Origin of the sequence: Streptomyces gardneri (assembly GCF_006539185.1) — a bacterium.
Classification (GTDB): domain Bacteria; phylum Actinomycetota; class Actinomycetes; order Streptomycetales; family Streptomycetaceae; genus Streptomyces; species Streptomyces gardneri.
Map to the genome: position 1 here is coordinate 141029 of NZ_BJMN01000027.1, position 16275 is coordinate 157303.

17 protein-coding genes and 1 tRNA gene are annotated in these 16275 nt (G+C 71.5%); 3 read left to right on the forward strand and 15 right to left on the reverse strand.

The annotated features are described in order from the left end of the window. Window positions 1-129: 129 nt before the first annotated feature. Window positions 130-1563, reverse strand: coding sequence for an MFS transporter (locus tag SGA01_RS21310; RefSeq protein WP_174867410.1), 1434 nt, complete (start codon window positions 1561-1563; stop codon window positions 130-132). 101 nt (window positions 1564-1664) lie between these two features. Between SGA01_RS21310 and SGA01_RS21315 the strand changes: the two genes are divergently transcribed. Then, window positions 1665-2585, forward strand: coding sequence for a helix-turn-helix transcriptional regulator (locus tag SGA01_RS21315; RefSeq protein ID WP_141298020.1), 921 nt, complete (start codon window positions 1665-1667; stop codon window positions 2583-2585). Here SGA01_RS21315 and SGA01_RS21320 read toward each other — a convergent pair. The 7 genes from SGA01_RS21320 to SGA01_RS21345 form a co-directional block, all read right to left on the reverse strand. Then, window positions 2567-2639, reverse strand: a tRNA-Ala gene (locus SGA01_RS21320). The two genes, SGA01_RS21315 and SGA01_RS21320, sit on opposite strands and share 19 nt — an antisense overlap. 97 nt (window positions 2640-2736) lie before the next feature. Next, on the reverse strand, window positions 2737-3390 hold the full coding sequence (locus tag SGA01_RS21325) for a histidine phosphatase family protein (protein ID WP_141298021.1): 654 nt from the start codon (window positions 3388-3390) through the stop codon (window positions 2737-2739). Continuing rightward, window positions 3387-3851 carry a ribosome silencing factor gene (rsfS, locus tag SGA01_RS21330; RefSeq protein WP_055646289.1) on the reverse strand — a complete coding sequence of 155 codons (465 nt, stop codon included), beginning with the start codon at window positions 3849-3851 and terminating at the stop codon, window positions 3387-3389. The genes SGA01_RS21325 and rsfS overlap by 4 nt, the downstream gene beginning before the upstream one ends. A gap of 83 nt (window positions 3852-3934) precedes the next feature. Beyond that, window positions 3935-5650, reverse strand: coding sequence for an LCP family protein (locus tag SGA01_RS21335; RefSeq protein WP_141298022.1), 1716 nt, complete (start codon window positions 5648-5650; stop codon window positions 3935-3937). A gap of 19 nt (window positions 5651-5669) precedes the next feature. Beyond that, entirely contained in the window at window positions 5670-6290 is a 621-nt protein-coding gene (gene nadD, locus SGA01_RS21340) for a nicotinate-nucleotide adenylyltransferase (protein ID WP_141298023.1), read from the reverse strand. Window positions 6291-6342: 52 nt separating this feature from the next. Further along, a complete protein-coding gene (locus SGA01_RS41135; protein ID WP_099054282.1) occupies window positions 6343-6507 on the reverse strand; it encodes a hypothetical protein in 165 nt (54 codons plus the stop codon). An 84-nt stretch (window positions 6508-6591) separates the two neighbouring features. Next, the gene (locus tag SGA01_RS21345) at window positions 6592-6819 is read right to left on the reverse strand and encodes a hypothetical protein (RefSeq protein ID WP_141298024.1); all 228 of its coding nucleotides are present in this window, start codon (window positions 6817-6819) and stop codon (window positions 6592-6594) included. 128 nt (window positions 6820-6947) lie between these two features. Here SGA01_RS21345 and SGA01_RS21350 point away from each other — a divergent pair, with 128 nt between their 5' ends. Continuing rightward, a complete protein-coding gene (locus SGA01_RS21350) occupies window positions 6948-8090 on the forward strand; it encodes a M48 family metallopeptidase (protein WP_229917526.1) in 1143 nt (380 codons plus the stop codon). Here SGA01_RS21350 and SGA01_RS21355 read toward each other — a convergent pair. From SGA01_RS21355 to SGA01_RS21385, 7 genes are all read right to left on the reverse strand, one after another. Next, on the reverse strand, window positions 8075-9157 hold the full coding sequence (locus tag SGA01_RS21355) for an SCO2583 family membrane protein (protein ID WP_141298025.1): 1083 nt from the start codon (window positions 9155-9157) through the stop codon (window positions 8075-8077). The two genes, SGA01_RS21350 and SGA01_RS21355, sit on opposite strands and share 16 nt — an antisense overlap. Before the next feature lie 71 nt (window positions 9158-9228). Further along, the gene (locus SGA01_RS21360) at window positions 9229-9795 is read right to left on the reverse strand and encodes an SCO2584 family spore wall biosynthesis protein (protein ID WP_141298026.1); all 567 of its coding nucleotides are present in this window, start codon (window positions 9793-9795) and stop codon (window positions 9229-9231) included. A 77-nt stretch (window positions 9796-9872) separates the two neighbouring features. Beyond that, window positions 9873-11156 carry a glutamate-5-semialdehyde dehydrogenase gene (locus SGA01_RS21365; RefSeq protein ID WP_141298027.1) on the reverse strand — a complete coding sequence of 428 codons (1284 nt, stop codon included), beginning with the start codon at window positions 11154-11156 and terminating at the stop codon, window positions 9873-9875. 93 nt (window positions 11157-11249) lie between these two features. Then, window positions 11250-11753 (reverse strand): DUF8830 family protein, encoded by a 504-nt coding sequence (locus SGA01_RS21370; RefSeq protein ID WP_141298028.1) that lies wholly within the window; start codon window positions 11751-11753, stop codon window positions 11250-11252. A gap of 137 nt (window positions 11754-11890) precedes the next feature. Further along, window positions 11891-12994: a glutamate 5-kinase gene (proB, locus tag SGA01_RS21375; protein ID WP_057950597.1), complete on the reverse strand. Its 1104-nt coding sequence runs from the start codon at window positions 12992-12994 to the stop codon at window positions 11891-11893. Window positions 12995-13102: 108 nt separating this feature from the next. Further along, window positions 13103-13603: a GtrA family protein gene (locus SGA01_RS21380; RefSeq protein ID WP_141298029.1), complete on the reverse strand. Its 501-nt coding sequence runs from the start codon at window positions 13601-13603 to the stop codon at window positions 13103-13105. Next, window positions 13603-14598 carry a glycosyltransferase family 2 protein gene (locus SGA01_RS21385; RefSeq protein ID WP_141298030.1) on the reverse strand — a complete coding sequence of 332 codons (996 nt, stop codon included), beginning with the start codon at window positions 14596-14598 and terminating at the stop codon, window positions 13603-13605. The genes SGA01_RS21380 and SGA01_RS21385 overlap by 1 nt, the downstream gene beginning before the upstream one ends. A 251-nt stretch (window positions 14599-14849) precedes the next feature. Between SGA01_RS21385 and SGA01_RS21390 the strand changes: the two genes are divergently transcribed. Then, the coding region (locus SGA01_RS21390; protein WP_174867412.1) for a hypothetical protein at window positions 14850-16275 on the forward strand (1426 nt) is incomplete at its 3' end.

A 16275-nucleotide genomic window follows, 5' to 3' on the forward strand; every position in this document is an offset into this window, starting at 1 on the left:
TCCAGCTGTGGCCGCAGGCCGCGCACCCATAGGACACCCTGCCGTTGTCGCCGAGCACTTGGGTCACCCTCCCGTCCGGATTCTCGTCCCCCTCCGGCCGTCCGATTCTGCCATGGCCCCGCAAGGGGGTCAGCGCGCTCGCCGGGGCAGCCCGGCCACGGCGCCCAGGACCGCCGCGGCGGCCAGGGCGAGGGCGGTCGTCCAGAACGCGTCCGCGGACGCCTGCGCTCCGCCGGCTGCCGGCCGGCCCAGGAAGAGCGTGCCGAAAGCGGCGACCCCGATGAGCTGACCGAGCTGGGTGACGGTGGCGAGGAGTCCGCTGGCGTCGGCGGCGTCCTCGGGCCGTACGGTGGCCAGCGCGCCGGTCAGGGCAGGGCTGAAGGCCAGCGCGATACCCACGCCCACACCGCACAGGGCCGGGTAGAGACTCCAGCCTCCCGTGCCGCCGTCCGCGAGGGACCGGCCGAGGGCGATTGTGGCGCCCGCCGCGATCAGGAATCCGCCGGGGACCAGCGCGCGTTGCGTCCATGCGGGCCAGCGCCGCCAGGTCAGTCCGACGACGCCGAACGCGACGGCGGCGGGACCGAAGGTCAGTCCGGCGCGCAGGGCGCTGTGGCCGAGCCCACCCTGCAGATGCAGGGTGAGGGTGAACAGGAACCCGGCGTTGACGCCCATCGCCACGGCGATCCGGACGACCGCCCGCCGCATGCCGGGAACCCGCAGGACGCGCGGGGCGATGAGAGGCGCGCCACCGCGCCGGGCGAGCCCCGACTCGTACGCGCCGAACACGGCGAGGAACACCAGGGAGCCGCCGAGCGAGAGCCACGACCACAGCGGCCAGTCCTGTTCCTCGCCGAGGACCAGGGGGACGGTCAGCAGGGACACGGCAGCCGCGAGGAGGAGCAGCCCGGGCAGGTCGAGGCCGCGGGTCCGTTCCGGGCCGGTGGAGGCGTCGCGCGGGAGGACCCGGGCGCCGAGGGCGAGCAGGGCGAGCCCGATCGGGACGTTGACCAGGAAGACCGGCCGCCAGCCCGTGCCGAACAGGTCGGCGCTGACGAGGACGCCGCCGGCGACCTGGCCCGCGGCGGCGCCGGTGGCCAGGACGGCGGAGTACGCGCCGAGTGCCCGGACCCGGTTCTCGCCGGTGAAGTTCCGCTGGATGAGGCTGAGCACCTGCGGGATCATCAGGGCGGAGCCGGCGCCCTGGGCCATCCGGAAGGCGATCAACTGTCCTGTTCCGGCGGCGAGTCCGCAGGCGAGGGAGGCCGCGGTGAAGAGGGCGAGGCCGCCGAGGTACATCCGTCGGTGACCGAGCAGCTCGCCGAGTCGGGCCCCGGTGATGAGCAGCACCGCGTAGGTGATGGTGTATCCGGCGACGACGAGTTGAAGTCCGGCTCCGGACGCGGAGAGTTCGGCGCGGATGGTGGGGGCGGCGACGTTGACGATGAAGACGTCGAGGAGCGCCATGAACTGGGCGGCCAGCACCACGCCGAGCAGCGTTCCGGGTCGATTGTCGGTGCCACCGTCTTTACTGAGTACGGGACGTGTTGTGGTCGAGGGCATGCAAGGAGCGTGCCCGCGGTCCGATACGGGTAACGAGAGCCCGCTGATGCTGGTACTGACAGCACCTGGCAACAGCGGCACGGGGACTCGACCATGGGGGTGTGACGACTGTGGCAGCTGTACCGATCCAGCCGCGCCGACGGCCTGAGCTGGCCGCGTTCCTGCGCGGTCGCAGAGCCCGGGTGACCCCGGAGGACGTGGGCATGCCGCCGGGGCTGCGCCGGCGCACACCGGGGCTGCGCCGCGAGGAGGTGGCCCAGCTCTCCGGGGTCGGTGTGACCTGGTACACGTGGTTGGAGCAGGGCCGTCCGATCAACGCCTCGGCGCAGGTGCTCGACGCCGTCGCCCGGACCCTCCGCCTCGACCGGCCCGAGCGGGAGCACCTCTACCACTTGGCCGAGGTGCCGTACACGCCGGAGCGCGCCACCCCGGACGTCGAGGTCGTCAGCCCGGAGATCCAGGGGATCCTCGACGCCCTGAACCCGCACCCGGCGGTGCTCTACAACGCGCGGTACGACGTGCTGGCGACCAACACCACGTACGAGCGGCTCTTCCTGTGGGAAGGAAGCGGCCTGGACACGGGCCCGTTCGGTTTACGCAACGTGCTGTGGGCGCTCTTCACCGCGCCGGAGCCGACGTGCCCCCTGGTCGACCGGGAGCAGGAGCTGCCGCTGATGGTGGCCCAGCTGCGGGGCGCGTACGGACGTCATGTGGGCGAGCCCGCCTGGGAGGCGTTCGTACGACGCCTGGCGGAGGCCAGCCCCGATTTCGCGCGGCTCTGGCGGAGCGGCGACGTCGTGCCGCCGGGGACCCGGGTGAAGACCTTCCGTCACGAGGCGGTCGGCGAGATGCGGATGACCTCGGTCTCCCTCTCCGTCAACGGGATGCCGGAGTGCCGGATCGTGACGTACACACCGAACGACGAGGAGAGCCGCCGCGCGATCAGGACGCTGGGCGGAAACGACGAATCCCGCCCCCTGTTGGGGACGGGATTCGGTGACTGTGGAGCTAAGGAGAATTGAACTCCTGACCTCCTGCATGCCATGCAGGCGCTCTACCAACTGAGCTATAGCCCCTCGTGTTCTTCGCGCTCTCTGCGCTGCGAACAAGATGAACTTTAGCCTGTGACCTGCCGGAAAGTGAAATCCGGGCCCGGCAGGCCGCTCACGCGCCTCAGTCGTCGTCGCCGAGGACCGGCTCGGGCAGCGTGCCGGCGTTGTGCTCCAGCAGGCGCCAGCCACGGGCGCCCTCGCCGAGGACGGACCAGCAGCAGTTGGAGAGCCCGCCCAGGCTCTCCCAGTGCCGGGCCTCCAGGCCCAGGAGCCGGCCGATGGTGGTGCGGATCGTGCCGCCGTGGCTCACGACGACGAGCGTGCCGTCCTCGGGAAGCTTGTCGGCGTGCTCCAGGACGACCGGAGCGGCCCGGTCGGCCACCTCGGTCTCCAGTTCGCCGCCGCCCCGGCGCACGGGCTCGCCGCGCTTCCAGGCGGCGTACTGCTCGCCGTAGCGGGCGACGATCTCGTCGTGGGTGAGACCCTGCCACTCCCCCGCGTACGTCTCGCGCAGCGCGGAGTCGTGGGCGACGGCGTGGCCCGTGAGCGCGGCCAGCTCGGCGGCGGTGGCCGCTGCCCGCTTCAGGTCGGAGGACACGACGGCGTCCGGCTTCAGCGCGGCGAGCAGCCGGGCGGCCCGGCGCGCCTGGGCGACGCCGGTCTCCGTCAGCTCGATGTCCGTGGACCCCTGGAACCGGCGCTCCAGGTTCCAGGAGGTCTGGCCGTGACGCCAGAGCACGATACGGCGGCCGCTGCCGCCCTTGGTGGTGCTCAGCTCAGCTCACCGTCCGGTCCCTCGGGCAGGCCGGAGCCGGCCTCGATGTCGGCACCGGTCAGGGCGGCGTGCTCAGCCGCCTTGCCGCGGGTCTTCAGGGCTTCCTCGGGCAGCGGGAGCTCGGGGCAGTCCTTCCACAGGCGCTCGAGGGCGTAGAAGACACGCTCCTCGCTGTGCTGGACGTGGACGACGATGTCGACGTAGTCCAGGAGGATCCAGCGGGCGTCGCGGTCGCCCTCGCGGCGAACCGGCTTGGCGCCGAGGTCCTTGTTGAGCCGCTCCTCGATCTCGTCGACGATCGACTTGACCTGGCGGTCGTTGGGGGCGGAGGCGAGCAGGAAGGCGTCGGTGATCGACAGCACATCGCTGACGTCGTACGCGATGATGTCGTGAGCGAGCCGGTCGGCGGCCGCCAGAGCGGCGGCGTTGACGAGCTCGATGGAGCGATCCGTAGCGGTCACAAGCAGGCTTTCGTCGGCGGTCCAGTACCCCTCCAGGGTCTCACGGACCGCCGACGACGCCGCCAACGTTTGTCCCAGGGCCTCTAGCGGGCCCCCGGGACCTTGTAGTCCTGGCCCAGGACGACGGTCACCGCGGCCGTTCCCGAGGGCTTGCCCTTGCTGACCGAGCCGGCCGGGAGGCCCAGGGTCTTGGCGACCTCGGCCGCCGTCACCTTCTGGGCGTCGTCACCGTAGATGACCTGCGACTTCTCCTGGGTTTCCGCCTCGGCGCCGCCGATGAAGGCATAGCCGCCGTTGGTCAGGACCACCCGGGTCGCCTCGGTCGCGTCCTTGCCGGATCCGTCCCGCACGGAGACCCGCGGCACGTCGCCGGCGTCGGGGGCGGAGACCTTGCCGCCGAGGATGTCCTTCACCACGCTGTCGCTGGCGCCCTCGGTCAGCGTGCCGTCCTGTCCGACGGGCAGCAGGGCCGTCTTGTGGGCGCCGATCTTGGCGTGCTCGGCGAGCTTCGCGAGGGAGGCGCCGAGGTCCTTCTCGGGGAGCGACGGGTCGAGGATCTGGACCAAGGACTCGACGGTGACCGTCGCCGCCTTGGGGTCGTCGGAGATCTTCCGCAGCACCCCGTACATGACCTGGCCGAAGCGCTGGAGCTGCTTGGCCTCGGCCTCGCCGGGCGCCCGGTAGGTCGCGTAGGCGACGGCCGCGCGGCCGTTCAGGGTCTGCTTCTCGCCCTTCTCGACGAGCGGCCCCGCGCCCTTCTTCGTGTCGGGCACGGCCGTGTCCGTGTCGACCTCGATGCCGCTGACCAGCTCGACCAGGTTCTCCAGGAACGGGGTGTCGAGCCGCCAGGTGCCAGTGATCTTGGTGCCGAGGAGGTTGCCGATCGCCTCGCGGGTGCCGCCCGAACCGTCGTCCTCGACCGACTTGCCGAGGGTGGTCGCGGAACCCTCGCCGTCGGCGACGGTGAGGTTGTTGGGGAGCAGGATCGTGGTGCCCTGCTTGGTGGTGGTGTTGTCGACGAGCAGAGCGGTGGAGGTTCCTCCGCCCTTCGTGTTGTGGAGGTGGACGACGATCGTGTCGCGCTTCTGCGGGCCGGTCGCCGTGTTCTGCCGCTGCTCAGGGTCGGAGGTGCCGGGGAGCATCCCGGCGGACCAGAGGTAGCCGACACCGCCCACGGTGGCGAGCACGAGGACGACGACGAGCGCGACGATCCGGTTGCGGCCGCGCCGCCTGGCCTCCTCGCGCCGCTCCGAGCGGCTCTCGGTGAACGCGAGCCAGTCGATGACGTCCTCGGAGTCCTCGTCGGGCTCCTCGATGAACGAGAACTGCTCGGTGCGGTAGTCCCGGTCGTCGTCGCCCTGGCGGGCCGGACCGGGCCGCTCGGGCGCGGGCCGCTGGCCGGGGACACCGGCCGGAGCCGCGACGGGAGCCGCGGGTGCGGCCTGGGCCGTCTGCGCGGCCGGCATCGCCTGTGTGGCCTGTACGGGGGCGGGCTCGGCCTGCGCGGCCCACTGCTGCCCGGTGTCCGTGTCGTACGAGGGGTAGGCGTAGCCCTGCTGCCCGTACGGGTCGTACTGCGGCTGCTGGACGGGCTGCTGCTGGGCGTAGGGGTCGTAGCCGTACGCCTGCTGCTGCTGCGGCTGCGACTGCTGCTGCTGACCGCCGTACGGGTCGTAGTGCTGCTGACCGGGCTGCTGCGGTGGCTGCGGCTGCTGGTACACCGGCTGTCCGTACTCGTCGTAGCCGATGATCTGCGGCTGCGGATAGTACGGATCGTACGGATTCTGCTGGTCGTTCACCGGTGGCCCTCCCCGAAGCTCACTCGCCGCGGTACAACTGGCGCTTGTCGATGTAGCGCACCACACCGTCCGGGACGAGATACCAGACGGGGTCGCCCTGGGCGACCCGCGCCCGGCAGTCGGTGGACGAGATCGCGAGCGCGGGTACCTCGACCAGCGAGACGCCGCCCTTGGGCAGTCCGTCGTCGGTGAGGTCGTGGCCCGGCCGGGTGACGCCGATGAAGTGCGCGAGCGAGAAGAGCTCCTCGGCGTCGCGCCAGGTGAGGATCTGCGACAGCGCGTCGGCCCCGGTGATGAAGAAGAGGTCCGAGTCGCTGTTGAGAGAGCGCAGGTCCCTCAGCGTGTCGATGGTGTAGGTCGCGCCGGGTCGGTCGATGTCGATCCGGCTGACCGAGAACTGCGGGTTGGACGCGGTGGCGATGACCGTCATCAGATAGCGGTCCTCCGCCGCGGACACGGCCTTGTGCCCCTTCTGCCAGGGCTCGCCGGTCGGCACGAACACCACCTCGTCGAGGTGGAACAGGGCGGCCACCTCGCTGGCGGCCACCAGGTGACCGTGGTGGATCGGGTCGAACGTTCCGCCCATCACGCCGAGTCGGCGTTTGCCGCGGCCGCCGGTAGACACTTCCTGCTCTCCCATGCGTGCAGAGCCTACTGGCACCGCGGCGGACGCCGGATCAGCGGTCGTCGGATCAGCGGTCGCGGTTGAAGCGCGTGGTGATCCACAGCAGCAGGAGCAGCGCACCGAAGGCGCCGAAGCCGGTGAGGTAGGGGTTGAGGCTGTCGTGGTTGCCGCCGTGCTCGGCGGCGCCCTCGGCGAGCGTGACCAGGTTGGCGGCGGTGCTGTGGAGGCTCATCGTCAACAGGACCTATCGATCGGGAATGGGAGCGGAGACTTCGCGGACATCGTATGCGGGCCGTCCGGACAGTCTCACGCCGACTCAGGCGTTGGCGTTGTCGTCGCTGTTGGCGTCGGTTCCGGTGCCGGTGTCGGCATCGCCGTCGGTGCGCGTGGCGGTGTCGTCCGTGCGGTAGCCGCGCAGCAGGAACCAGGCCAGCAGGGCGGCTCCCACGATCGAGACGAGCAGCACGATCCGGAGGGTGTTCCCCGGGCCTTCCGGTGCGGCGGCCGCGAGCAGGGCCGCGGTCGCGTCGATGGTGTCCGGCATGTCGGTCGTGCTCCTCGCTGGTCCGCTGTGCCCGAGTTATCCACAGGCTCCGGCACACGGTAGCGCCACCGCCTAGGCTGGGGTCCGTCAGGGGGACGAGCACCGACTCGTACGAACAGGGGGCATCCATGACCGAGAACCACCAGGGGAACGTGCCGAGCAGGCAGCGAAAGCGGTTCCCCGGCATCTCCTCGCGGGCCTACGAACACCCGGCCGACCGCTCGGCGCTGGTCGCGCTGCGGAAGCTCAGCGGCTTCGACACGGCCTTCAAGGCACTCAGCGGACTCCTCCCCGAGCGCAGCCTGAGACTGCTGTTCCTCTCGGACTCCGTCCGGGTGAGCGACGCGCAGTTCAGTCAGCTCAACGACATGCTGAGGGACGCCTGTTACATCCTGGACCTGGAGAAGGTCCCGTCGATGTACGTCACGCAGGACCCCAAGCCCAACGCGATGTGCATCGGCATGGACGAGCCGATCATCGTCGTCACCACCGGACTGGTGGAGCTGCTCGACGAGGAGGAGATGCGGGCGGTCATCGGCCACGAGGTGGGCCACGCGCTCTCCGGCCACTCCGTGTACCGCACGATCCTCCTCTTCCTCACCAACCTCGCGCTCAAGATCGCCTGGGTGCCGCTGGGGACGGTGGCGATCACGGCCATCGTGACGGCGCTGCGCGAGTGGTTCCGCAAGTCGGAACTCTCCGCCGACCGGGCCGGGCTCCTCGTCGGGCAGGACGTGCAGGCCTCGATGCGCGGTCTGATGAAGATCGCCGGCGGCAACCACCTCCACGAGATGAACGTGGACGCGTTCCTCGCCCAGGCCGACGAGTACGAGAAGGCCGGTGACCTGCGGGACTCGGTCCTGAAGATCCTGAACGTGCTGCCCCGCTCGCACCCCTTCACCACCGTGCGGGCCGCGGAGCTGAAGAAGTGGTCGGAGAGCCGCGACTTCCAGCGGATCATGGACGGGCACTACCCGAAGCGCTCGGAGGACAAGGACACCTCGGTCACGGACTCCTTCCGGGAGTCGGCCGCGCACTACTCCGAGACGGTGCGGACCAGCAAGGATCCCCTGATGAAGCTGGTCGGGGACATAGCCGGGGGCGCCGGTGACCTCGCGGGCGACCTGGGCGGGCGGCTGCGCAACCGCTTCGCCGGCCAGGCGAACGGCCAGAGCAACGGCCAGGGCAGCGACCCGAGCGCCGGGCAGGGTGGCGGCCAGAGCACCAAGGAGGCCGACGGCAAGGCCGCGGACGGTCAGAGCGAGGGCTGAGCGCTCGGCGCCAGCGCGCCGCACAGGGACGGGGCCGCGGGCCTGGTCGTGGCGTACGGGTCGGTGACCGCCGGCCCGTCCGCCTCCGGGACCCGCGCTCCGGCCAGGAGCGGCTTCAGGGCGCCGGTGGAGCCGGGGCCGCAGGCCTGCGGTCCGGCCTCCACCGTGCTGGCCAGCAGCTCGACCCGGTGCATGCGCAGGTCCTCGCGGTCGAAGCGGAAGTGCACCACGCGGTGGACGGTGAAGAGCGAGGCCGCGGCTGCCGGTCCCACGCCGCCGGCAGCCGGGCGCAGGGCGTAGGTGAACGTGTGGTCGGCGGTGACGTCCAGCGTGTCCGGGCCCGTCTCCTCGAAGCGGAGCGTGCCCTGCACGCGGGTGGCGGGGTCGGCGAGCACGACCTGCCGCGGGTCGAAGCGGACGAGCCAGCCGGCGAGGGCGTGCTGTCCGTCGTCGGCCGGTGACTCCATGCTCCGGTCGAACTGCTCCAGCTGATCGGGGTCGAGCAGCAGCCGGACGGGCCGCACGGTCGTCCCGGCGAGGATGTCGGGCTCCAGGGACGAGGCGACGAGGTAGTCCTTGGCGATGCTGAGGGCGGAGACGACCTGGCTCTCGGCGAAGTGGGACGTGCGTCCGACGACGGGCAGGTTGATGCCGGCGGCTCCCGTGCGGTACTCGGCGACGGGGCTGTTGGCGAAGAGCTGGTCGGGCTGCCCGCCCGGGACGGCGCCCTGCGGGGCGAGGGGGACCACGGTGGTCCGCAGGGGTTCGGCCCGCTGGTCGGCGGGGGGCTGGTACGGGTTGCGGACGCCGAGGTAGATGGCGGTGCCGAAGGCGAGAAGGATCAGCAGGACCAGCAGCACGGCCTGGCGGGATCCGGTTCTGCCCTCCCGGGCGACCCGGGACCGGACGGGCTGGGCGTACTCCCCCATCCGCTCCTGGGCGGAGAACTCCTGGAGGCGGGCAGCGCGGACGAACGACTCGTCGAAGACGACGGATCGGTACTCGTCCTCACCACCGCCGGGGAGACCCTCGGGTGTCCCCTCAGGCGGGTCGCCACGCCCTGCCATACCTTCAGGGTAGGTCGGCGGAGGCGTCGGTAAACGCCGAGATGTACGACAACTTCGGAAGGGTGCCGCCGTCAGGGTGTACGGGGCGCGACGGAGACCCGCGGCGGTGCGTACTCGGCGGGCGGGGCCGGGGCCGGGTTGGGGGTGTCCACGCCGGTCATGGCCGGCGGAGGGACCCGGTCCTGGCGGTTGGCGACGGCGCCGCGGTAGACGGCGCTGAAGGCGAGGGCGACCATGCCGATGCCCATGAGAAGGGCCAGGAGCCAGGCGACGGGCCGGTGCCAGCGGGCGCTGCCCCGGTAGGGGCGCAGTGCGCCGCCGTGGCGGCCGTAGGGGCTGGCGTCGTCCCCGATGTCGTCGGGCTCGTAGGTGAGGCCCGCGGGGTCGTAACCGTCCTCGTAGGGGTCGTCGTCCCCCGATCCGACAGCGGCGCGGGTCCGGGCGGATTCGGCCTCCGCGCGGGCCTGGGCGGCGGCGAGGAGTCGCTCGACCGCGCTCGGCTCGTGGACCGTGGCGGCCCGTACGAAGGCCTCGTCGAAGACCACGGTGGCGTAGTCCTCGTCGGCGCCTCCGCGGTCGACAGAGTCCTCAGGGTCCCCGCCGTCCGGAAACGGCATGCCCCCCACGTCGTCCGGCACGGTTTCAGAGTAGACCCGGGAGGTGGTTTTGGGCAGGGAGTGTGCGAACCCTCCCCGCCCGTACCGAAAGGAGCCGGTTATCGAACGTGACCGTCGCCGGTGACGATGTACTTGGTCGAGGTCAGTTCGGGAAGGCCCATGGGGCCTCGGGCGTGGAGCTTCTGCGTGGAGATGCCGATCTCGGCGCCGAATCCGAACTGACCGCCGTCCGTGAACCGGGTGGAGGCGTTCACGGCCACCGTGGTGGAGTCGACCAGCTGGGTGAAACGGCGCGCCGCGGCCTGCGAGGTGGTGACGATCGCCTCGGTGTGGCCGGAGGACCACATGCGGATGTGCTCCACGGCCTTGTCGAGGGAGTCGACGACGGCGGCGGCGATGTCGTACGAGAGGTACTCGGTCTCCCAGTCCTCGGGCGTGGCCGGTACGACGGTGGCCTTGGAGGCCGGGGCGTGGGTGAGGACCCGCTCGTCGGCGTGGACGGTGACGCCGGCCTCGGCGAGGGCGTCGAGGGCCCGGGGCAGGAAGGCCTCGGCGATGTCCTGGTGGACGAGGAGGGTCTCGGCGGCGTTGCAGACGCTGGGCCGCTGGGCCTTGGAGTTGATCAGGATGTCCACGGCCATGTCGAGGTCGGCGTTGGCGTCGACGTAGACGTGGCAGTTGCCGGTGCCGGTCTCGATGACCGGGACGGTGGACTCCTCGACGACGGTGCGGATCAGGGAGGCGCCGCCGCGCGGGATGAGGACGTCGACGAGGCCGCGGGCGCGCATCAGCTCGCGGACCGATTCGCGGGACTCGCCGGGGACGAGCTGGATGGCGTCGGCGGGCAGTCCGGCGCCGCCGACGGCGTCGCGCAGGACCTTCACGAGGGCGTTGTTGGAGGCGTACGCGGAGGACGAGCCGCGGAGCAGGACGGCGTTGCCGGACTTGAGGCAGAGGGCGGCGGCGTCGACGGTGACGTTGGGGCGGGCCTCGTAGATGATGCCGACGACGCCGAGCGGGACGCGGACCTGGCGGAGGTCGATGCCGTTGGGGAGGGTCGAGCCGCGGACGACCTCGCCGACGGGGTCGGGCAGCGCGGCGACGTGGCGGACGTCGGCGGCGATGGCCCGGACGCGCTCCGGGGTGAGGGTGAGGCGGTCGATGATGCCCTCGTCGGTGCCGGCCTCGCGGGCCTTGGCGATGTCCTCGGCGTTGGCCTCGACGATCTCGGCGGTACGGACTTCGAGGGCGTCCGCGATCGCCAGCAAGGCGTCGTCCTTGGCCGAGCGCGGGAGTGGCGCGATTTCGGCGGCGGCGCCACGGGCCCGGTAGGCGGCCCGGGTGACCGGGGAGAGGTTGTCGAGGGGCGTGAGCGAGGTCATGCCCGCAGGGTACTGGCACCCCTGCGGACATCCCTCACGTATCCCGCACTCCGAGACACGCTCGGTCCGAGAAGTGCTCGGTCCGAGACGCCCTCAGTAGGGGTGGACGCCGACCGGGGCCGCCGGTGGCGGGCCGTACCCCTCGGCGATCCGCAGGTGGTAGGTCTCGCGGTCGATGACCTCGAGGCCGACGATCTCCCAGGGCGGCAGCTTGGCGGTCTGCCGGTGCTCGCCCCACAGGCGCAGGGCGACGGCCGCGGCGTCGTGCAGGTCGCGGGCCTCCTCCCAGTACCGGATCTCGGCGTGGTCGTTGGCATAGCGGCTGGTCAGCAGGAAGGGGTGGTCATGGGCCAGCTGTTCGAGCCCGCGCCGCACCTCCTTCAGCGGTGCCTCCGCCCCGGAGACGCTGAGGGTGATGTGCCAGAGTCTGGACACGGGCCGCTCCTCGGCGCGTGATTCCCGTGTCTCGGTGGTGGTCTCGGTCTTCCTGTCCGTGGACCTGTCCCGTGCCTCGTCGAAGTCGGCTCCGGCCTCGACACTGGTCAGGGCGCGTTCGGCAGTCCCGCGGGGCGGTGCCCCAGGGCGCGCTCGTCTCACCGGCGGCCTCCTGTGTGATGCGTGTGGTGCTGTACCCCGCCTTGCTCTTACCCCCGAGACAAAGTTGACCAGCCCGAGGCGGCAGATGGGGCGGTTTTGGTAAACGTCCCTTCCGGATGGCCGTACTTTCAGCCGTTTCAGCGGATGACGACCAGGTCGTCGCGGTGGACGACCTCGCGCTCGTACTCAGGGCCGAGTTCCCGGGCGAGCTCGGGGGTGGAGCGGCCGAGCAGCTGGGGGATCTCCTTGGCGTCGAAGTTGACGAGGCCGCGGGCGACGGCCCTGCCCTCCGCGTCGCGGAGTTCGACGGGGTCGCCGGCCACGAAGTCGCCCTCGACGCCGGCGATACCGGCCGCGAGCAGGGATTTCTTGCCCTGGACGACGGCTCGTACGGCTCCGTCGTCCAGGGTCAGGGAGCCCTGCGGGGTGGAGGCGTGGGCGAGCCAGAGGAGCCGGTCGGCGGAGCGGCGGCCGGTGGGGTGGAAGTACGTGCCGGTGTCACGGCCCGCGAGGGCGTCGGCGGCGCGGCTCGCGGAGGTGAGGACCACGGGGGTGCCGGCGGCTGCGGCGATCCGGGCGGCCTCGACCTTGGTGACCATCCCGCCGGTGCCGACGCCGGCCTTGCCGGCCGCGCCGATCTCGACGTGGGCGATGTCCTGGGGGCCGGTGACCTGCGCGATCCTCGACGTGCCGGGCTTGGCCGGGTCGCCGTCGTACAGCCCGTCGACGTCGGAGAGCAGGACGAGCAGGTCCGCCCGGACGAGGTGGGCGACGAGGGCGGCGAGCCGGTCGTTGTCGCCGAAGCGGATCTCGTCCGTGGCGACGGTGTCGTTCTCGTTGACGACGGGCAGCGCGCCCATGGCGAGGAGCTGGTCGAGCGTCCGGTAGGCGTTGCGGTAGTGGGCGCGGCGGCTGGTGTCGTCCGTGGTGAGGAGGACCTGGCCGACGCGGACGCCGTAGCGGGCGAAGGAGGCGGTGTAGCGGGCGACGAGGAGGCCCTGGCCGACGCTGGCGGCGGCCTGCTGGCGGGCGAGGTCCTTGGGGCGGCGGGTGAGGCCGAGCGGTGCGAGACCTGCCGCGATGGCTCCGGAGGAGACGAGGACGATCTCCTTCTCGCCGCCGCTGCGGACCTTGGCGAGGACGTCCACGAGGGCGTCGACGCGGTCGGCGTCGAGGCCTCCGGAGGCGGTGGTGAGCGAGGAGGAGCCGACCTTGACGACGATCCTGCGGGCCTCCGTCACGTACTGCCTTGCCACGTCCGTCTGTCCCGTCACGTGCGTCGTCACCTGCGTCGTCCTCACTCGGCTGTCCCACGCGCCGCGCGTGCCCCGCCGCGGCTGCCTGGCAATCTACGCGAGGCGGGAGGGCTGCCGCTCGTCCATTCCGTTCTCTGGACCGGGCCCTTCCGGGCCCTCCGGACCGTCCGATCCCCCGGCCGCCTTGCCGCGGGGCACCAGGATCCGCTGGGAGATCAGATAGGTGAACGGGATCGCGACGACGGCCGCGACGAGGGGCGCGATCCTGTCGTCCATACCGGCCCAGGTGACGAGCGCGTACAGCCCGACGCTCTGCACGAGGTAGTTGGTGACGTTGGTGAGGGGGAAGAGGGCGAACTTCTTCCAGGTCGGCTTGGTGCGGTAGGTGAAGTAGGTGTTGAGGAAGAAGGAGCCGACCATGCTGAGGACGAAGGCGAGGGAGTACGCGGCGAAGTACGGCATCCAGGGGTGGAGGAGCAGGTAACACCCGAAGAACGTGCAGGTGTTGACGCCGCCGACCAGCGCGAACCGGAAGATCTCGGCCAACCGTGCCCGCCGTGCCCGTCGCGCGCTCCCCTCGCCGCCGGACGCCATCAGCGGTCCCGGTCGGTGGCCACGACGCGGATGCGCTCGGCGGCGGCGAGCTCGGCGGCCCCGCGCCCGAAGGAGCGGTGGGTCTCCTTCACGAGGAAGTGCGGCCGCCGTTTCGTCTCGTAGTAGATCCGGCCGATGTACTCGCCGATCAGTCCCAGCATCACCATCTGCACTCCCCCGAGCCCGACGATGATCGCGACCAGGGTGACGTATCCGGGTGCGGTGACGCCCTGGGTGATCGCGGCGACGGCCACCCAGGCCGCGTACAGGACGGCGAGGCCGCTGAGCATCATCCCCAGCCACAGCGCGATGCGCAGCGGGCGGTTGTTGAAGGAGATCAGCCCGTCCATGCCGTAGTTGAGCAGGGAGCTGAACTTCCACTTCGTCTCACCGCCCTCGCGCGCGGCGTTCTCGTAGTCGAAGGTGACGGTGTCGAAGCCGATCCAGGAGAAGAGACCCTTGGAGAAGCGGTTGTACTCGGGCAGCGAGAGCAGGGCGTCGACGGCGGGGCGGGACAGCAGGCGGAAGTCCCCGACCCCGTCGGTGAGTTCCACGTCGACCCAGCGGTTGACGGCCCGGTAGTACACCCGGCTGAGCGCCGAGCGGAGCTTCTTGTCCCCTTCGCGGGTCCGTCTCGCCATGACCTGGTCGTGGCCCTGGTGGTAGAGGTCCAGCATGCGCGCCAGGAGTTCGGGCGGGTGCTGGAGGTCGGCGTCCATGATCACCACGGCGTCGCCGGTGGACTTGCGCAGGCCCGCGAGCATGGCGGCCTCCTTGCCGAAGTTGCGGCTGAAGGAGGCGTACTGGGTGCGGTGCGGGTGCCTGGCGGCGATCGCGCGCAGCTTGCCGAGGGTGCCGTCGGAGCTGCCGTCGTCCACGTAACAGATCTCGTAGCCGACCGGGAGGCCGTCGAGCACCTGGCGCATGCGCGCGTCGAACCGTTCGACGACGTCCTCTTCGTTGTAGCAGGGGACGACGACGGAAAGCCTGGTCATGGAACGGTCACTCCAGAGGGATGAGCGAGAGTACGTCCTGAGGGACCGCCACCGAACTCTCCTTCGAGCAGCGCGGCCAAGGTACTGAGCGGCGGTGACCGCTGGGCGTCGCCCGGGTGACCTCTCCTGGTCGGCATGTCGTCCATGCAGCAAAGCATGCGGGGAAGATATTCATATACGGGGCATCCTTACCCATTTGTCACCCATTGAGACGCCGTGCCACGAATCTTGACCACCTGGAGCGATGACCGGTGAGTAGGACGACCACCCCAGAGCACGGCAGCGCGCTGACAGGCAAAGGCAAGGGCAAAGGCGAGGACGACAGCGAGGACGAGACGAGGGACACGGAGCACGGGGACGGCACGCGGCGGGCGCTGGCCTGGACGGGGCTCGTCGTCGCCGCCGGCGCCGGCGCGCTCCTCTCGGTCGGCGCCTTCCTCGGGCTCTACGTCCGCCCCACCTCGGACGACTGGTGCGCCCTGTGGAAGGCCCGGGACATGGGCGTCCTGGGGATCACCGCGGACTTCTACCGCACACAGAACGGACGCGTCACCAACGCCTTCCTGACCGGCCTGATCTACTCCGACGACATGCGGGGGCCGAAACTGCTGCCCGCCCTCCTCGTGGTCGCGCTCGGCGCCGCGCTCTTCCTCCTCGCCCGCGCGGCGCTGCGCGCCCTGCACGTGCCCCCGCCCTCCCGGGTCCTGCTCGCCGCGGCCGCTGCGCTCCTCTCGGCGCTGCTGTTCTTCGCGGGCACCCGCTCCTACCAGGTGCTGCTCTGGGCCCCGGCGACCATCTCCCACACCCTCCCGAGCGTGATCGCCCTCTGGGCCGTACTCGGCGCCGTCCGCGCGGCCCGCGGCGGGCGCGGGTGGGAGCGGTCGGCGGCGGTGGTCGGGGTGCTGCTGCTCGGAACGGCGCTCGGCATGCTCAGCGAGCCCTTCGCCCTGGTGGCCGGGGTGTTCGCGGTCGCGGCCGGCCTCCTCTGCCTGCCCCGGCTCGGCTGGGCGAAGGACCGGTACGCGTCGACCTGGTGCGCGGCGGCCTGCCTGGGCCTCGCCGCCGGCCTCGTCCTGCTCACCACGTCACCGGGGGCGCGGTGGCGGCGCGCCCAGCATCCGCCGGAGCCGTTGTCGTTCTCGCTCCTGAGAGAAACGTTCCGCGACTGGTGGCACGTGTGGGAGACGATCGGCGGCCAGTGGGCGTACGCGGGCGCCGCCGCCGTCGGAGTGCTGCTGGGCCTGGGGCTCTCCCGCACGACGAGGAAGAACGCCCCCGCCACCGGGCTCCCCCCGCGCCGGCTGTTCCGGATCGCGGTACTGCTTCCGCTGCCCCTGATCGCCCTCGCGAGCCTGGCCGTCACCTACGGGCTGCGCACCGGCTACGGGGACGTGGGCTGGACCTACGGGCGCACCTGGACGAGCTTCCTGCTCCCCCTGCTCCTCGCCCTCTGCGCGTACGGCACGTGGGGCGGGTACCGGCTGGGGCTCGCGCTCCGGGCGGCGGGCCGGCCCGCCGCACGCGCCGCGGTGCTGGTCACGGTGGGTGCGATCGCCGTCGGGAGCACGGCCGCCCTGGTGCGGCCGGTGTACGACCTGACCACGAGCACGGTGGTACGCGCGACCGCCTGGGACCGGCAGAACGCCCGGATCCGGGCGGAGGTCGCGGCGGGCGCCC

Bases quoted from the DNA above. Each gene is read 5' to 3' on its own strand.
- SGA01_RS21310 (WP_174867410.1), bottom strand. From the start codon at position 1,563: ATGCCCTCGACCACAACACGTCCCGTACTCAGTAAAGACGGTGGCACC.
- SGA01_RS21350 (WP_229917526.1), top strand. From the start codon at position 6,948: ATGACCGAGAACCACCAGGGGAACGTGCCGAGCAGGCAGCGAAAGCGG.
- nadD (WP_141298023.1), bottom strand. From the start codon at position 6,290: ATGGGAGAGCAGGAAGTGTCTACCGGCGGCCGCGGCAAACGCCGACTC.
- SGA01_RS41135 (WP_099054282.1), bottom strand. From the start codon at position 6,507: ATGAGCCTCCACAGCACCGCCGCCAACCTGGTCACGCTCGCCGAGGGC.
- SGA01_RS21380 (WP_141298029.1), bottom strand. From the start codon at position 13,603: ATGGCGTCCGGCGGCGAGGGGAGCGCGCGACGGGCACGGCGGGCACGG.
- SGA01_RS21345 (WP_141298024.1), bottom strand. From the start codon at position 6,819: ATGCCGGACACCATCGACGCGACCGCGGCCCTGCTCGCGGCCGCCGCA.
- SGA01_RS21365 (WP_141298027.1), bottom strand. From the start codon at position 11,156: ATGACCTCGCTCACGCCCCTCGACAACCTCTCCCCGGTCACCCGGGCC.
- SGA01_RS21355 (WP_141298025.1), bottom strand. From the start codon at position 9,157: ATGGCAGGGCGTGGCGACCCGCCTGAGGGGACACCCGAGGGTCTCCCC.
- SGA01_RS21385 (WP_141298030.1), bottom strand. From the start codon at position 14,598: ATGACCAGGCTTTCCGTCGTCGTCCCCTGCTACAACGAAGAGGACGTC.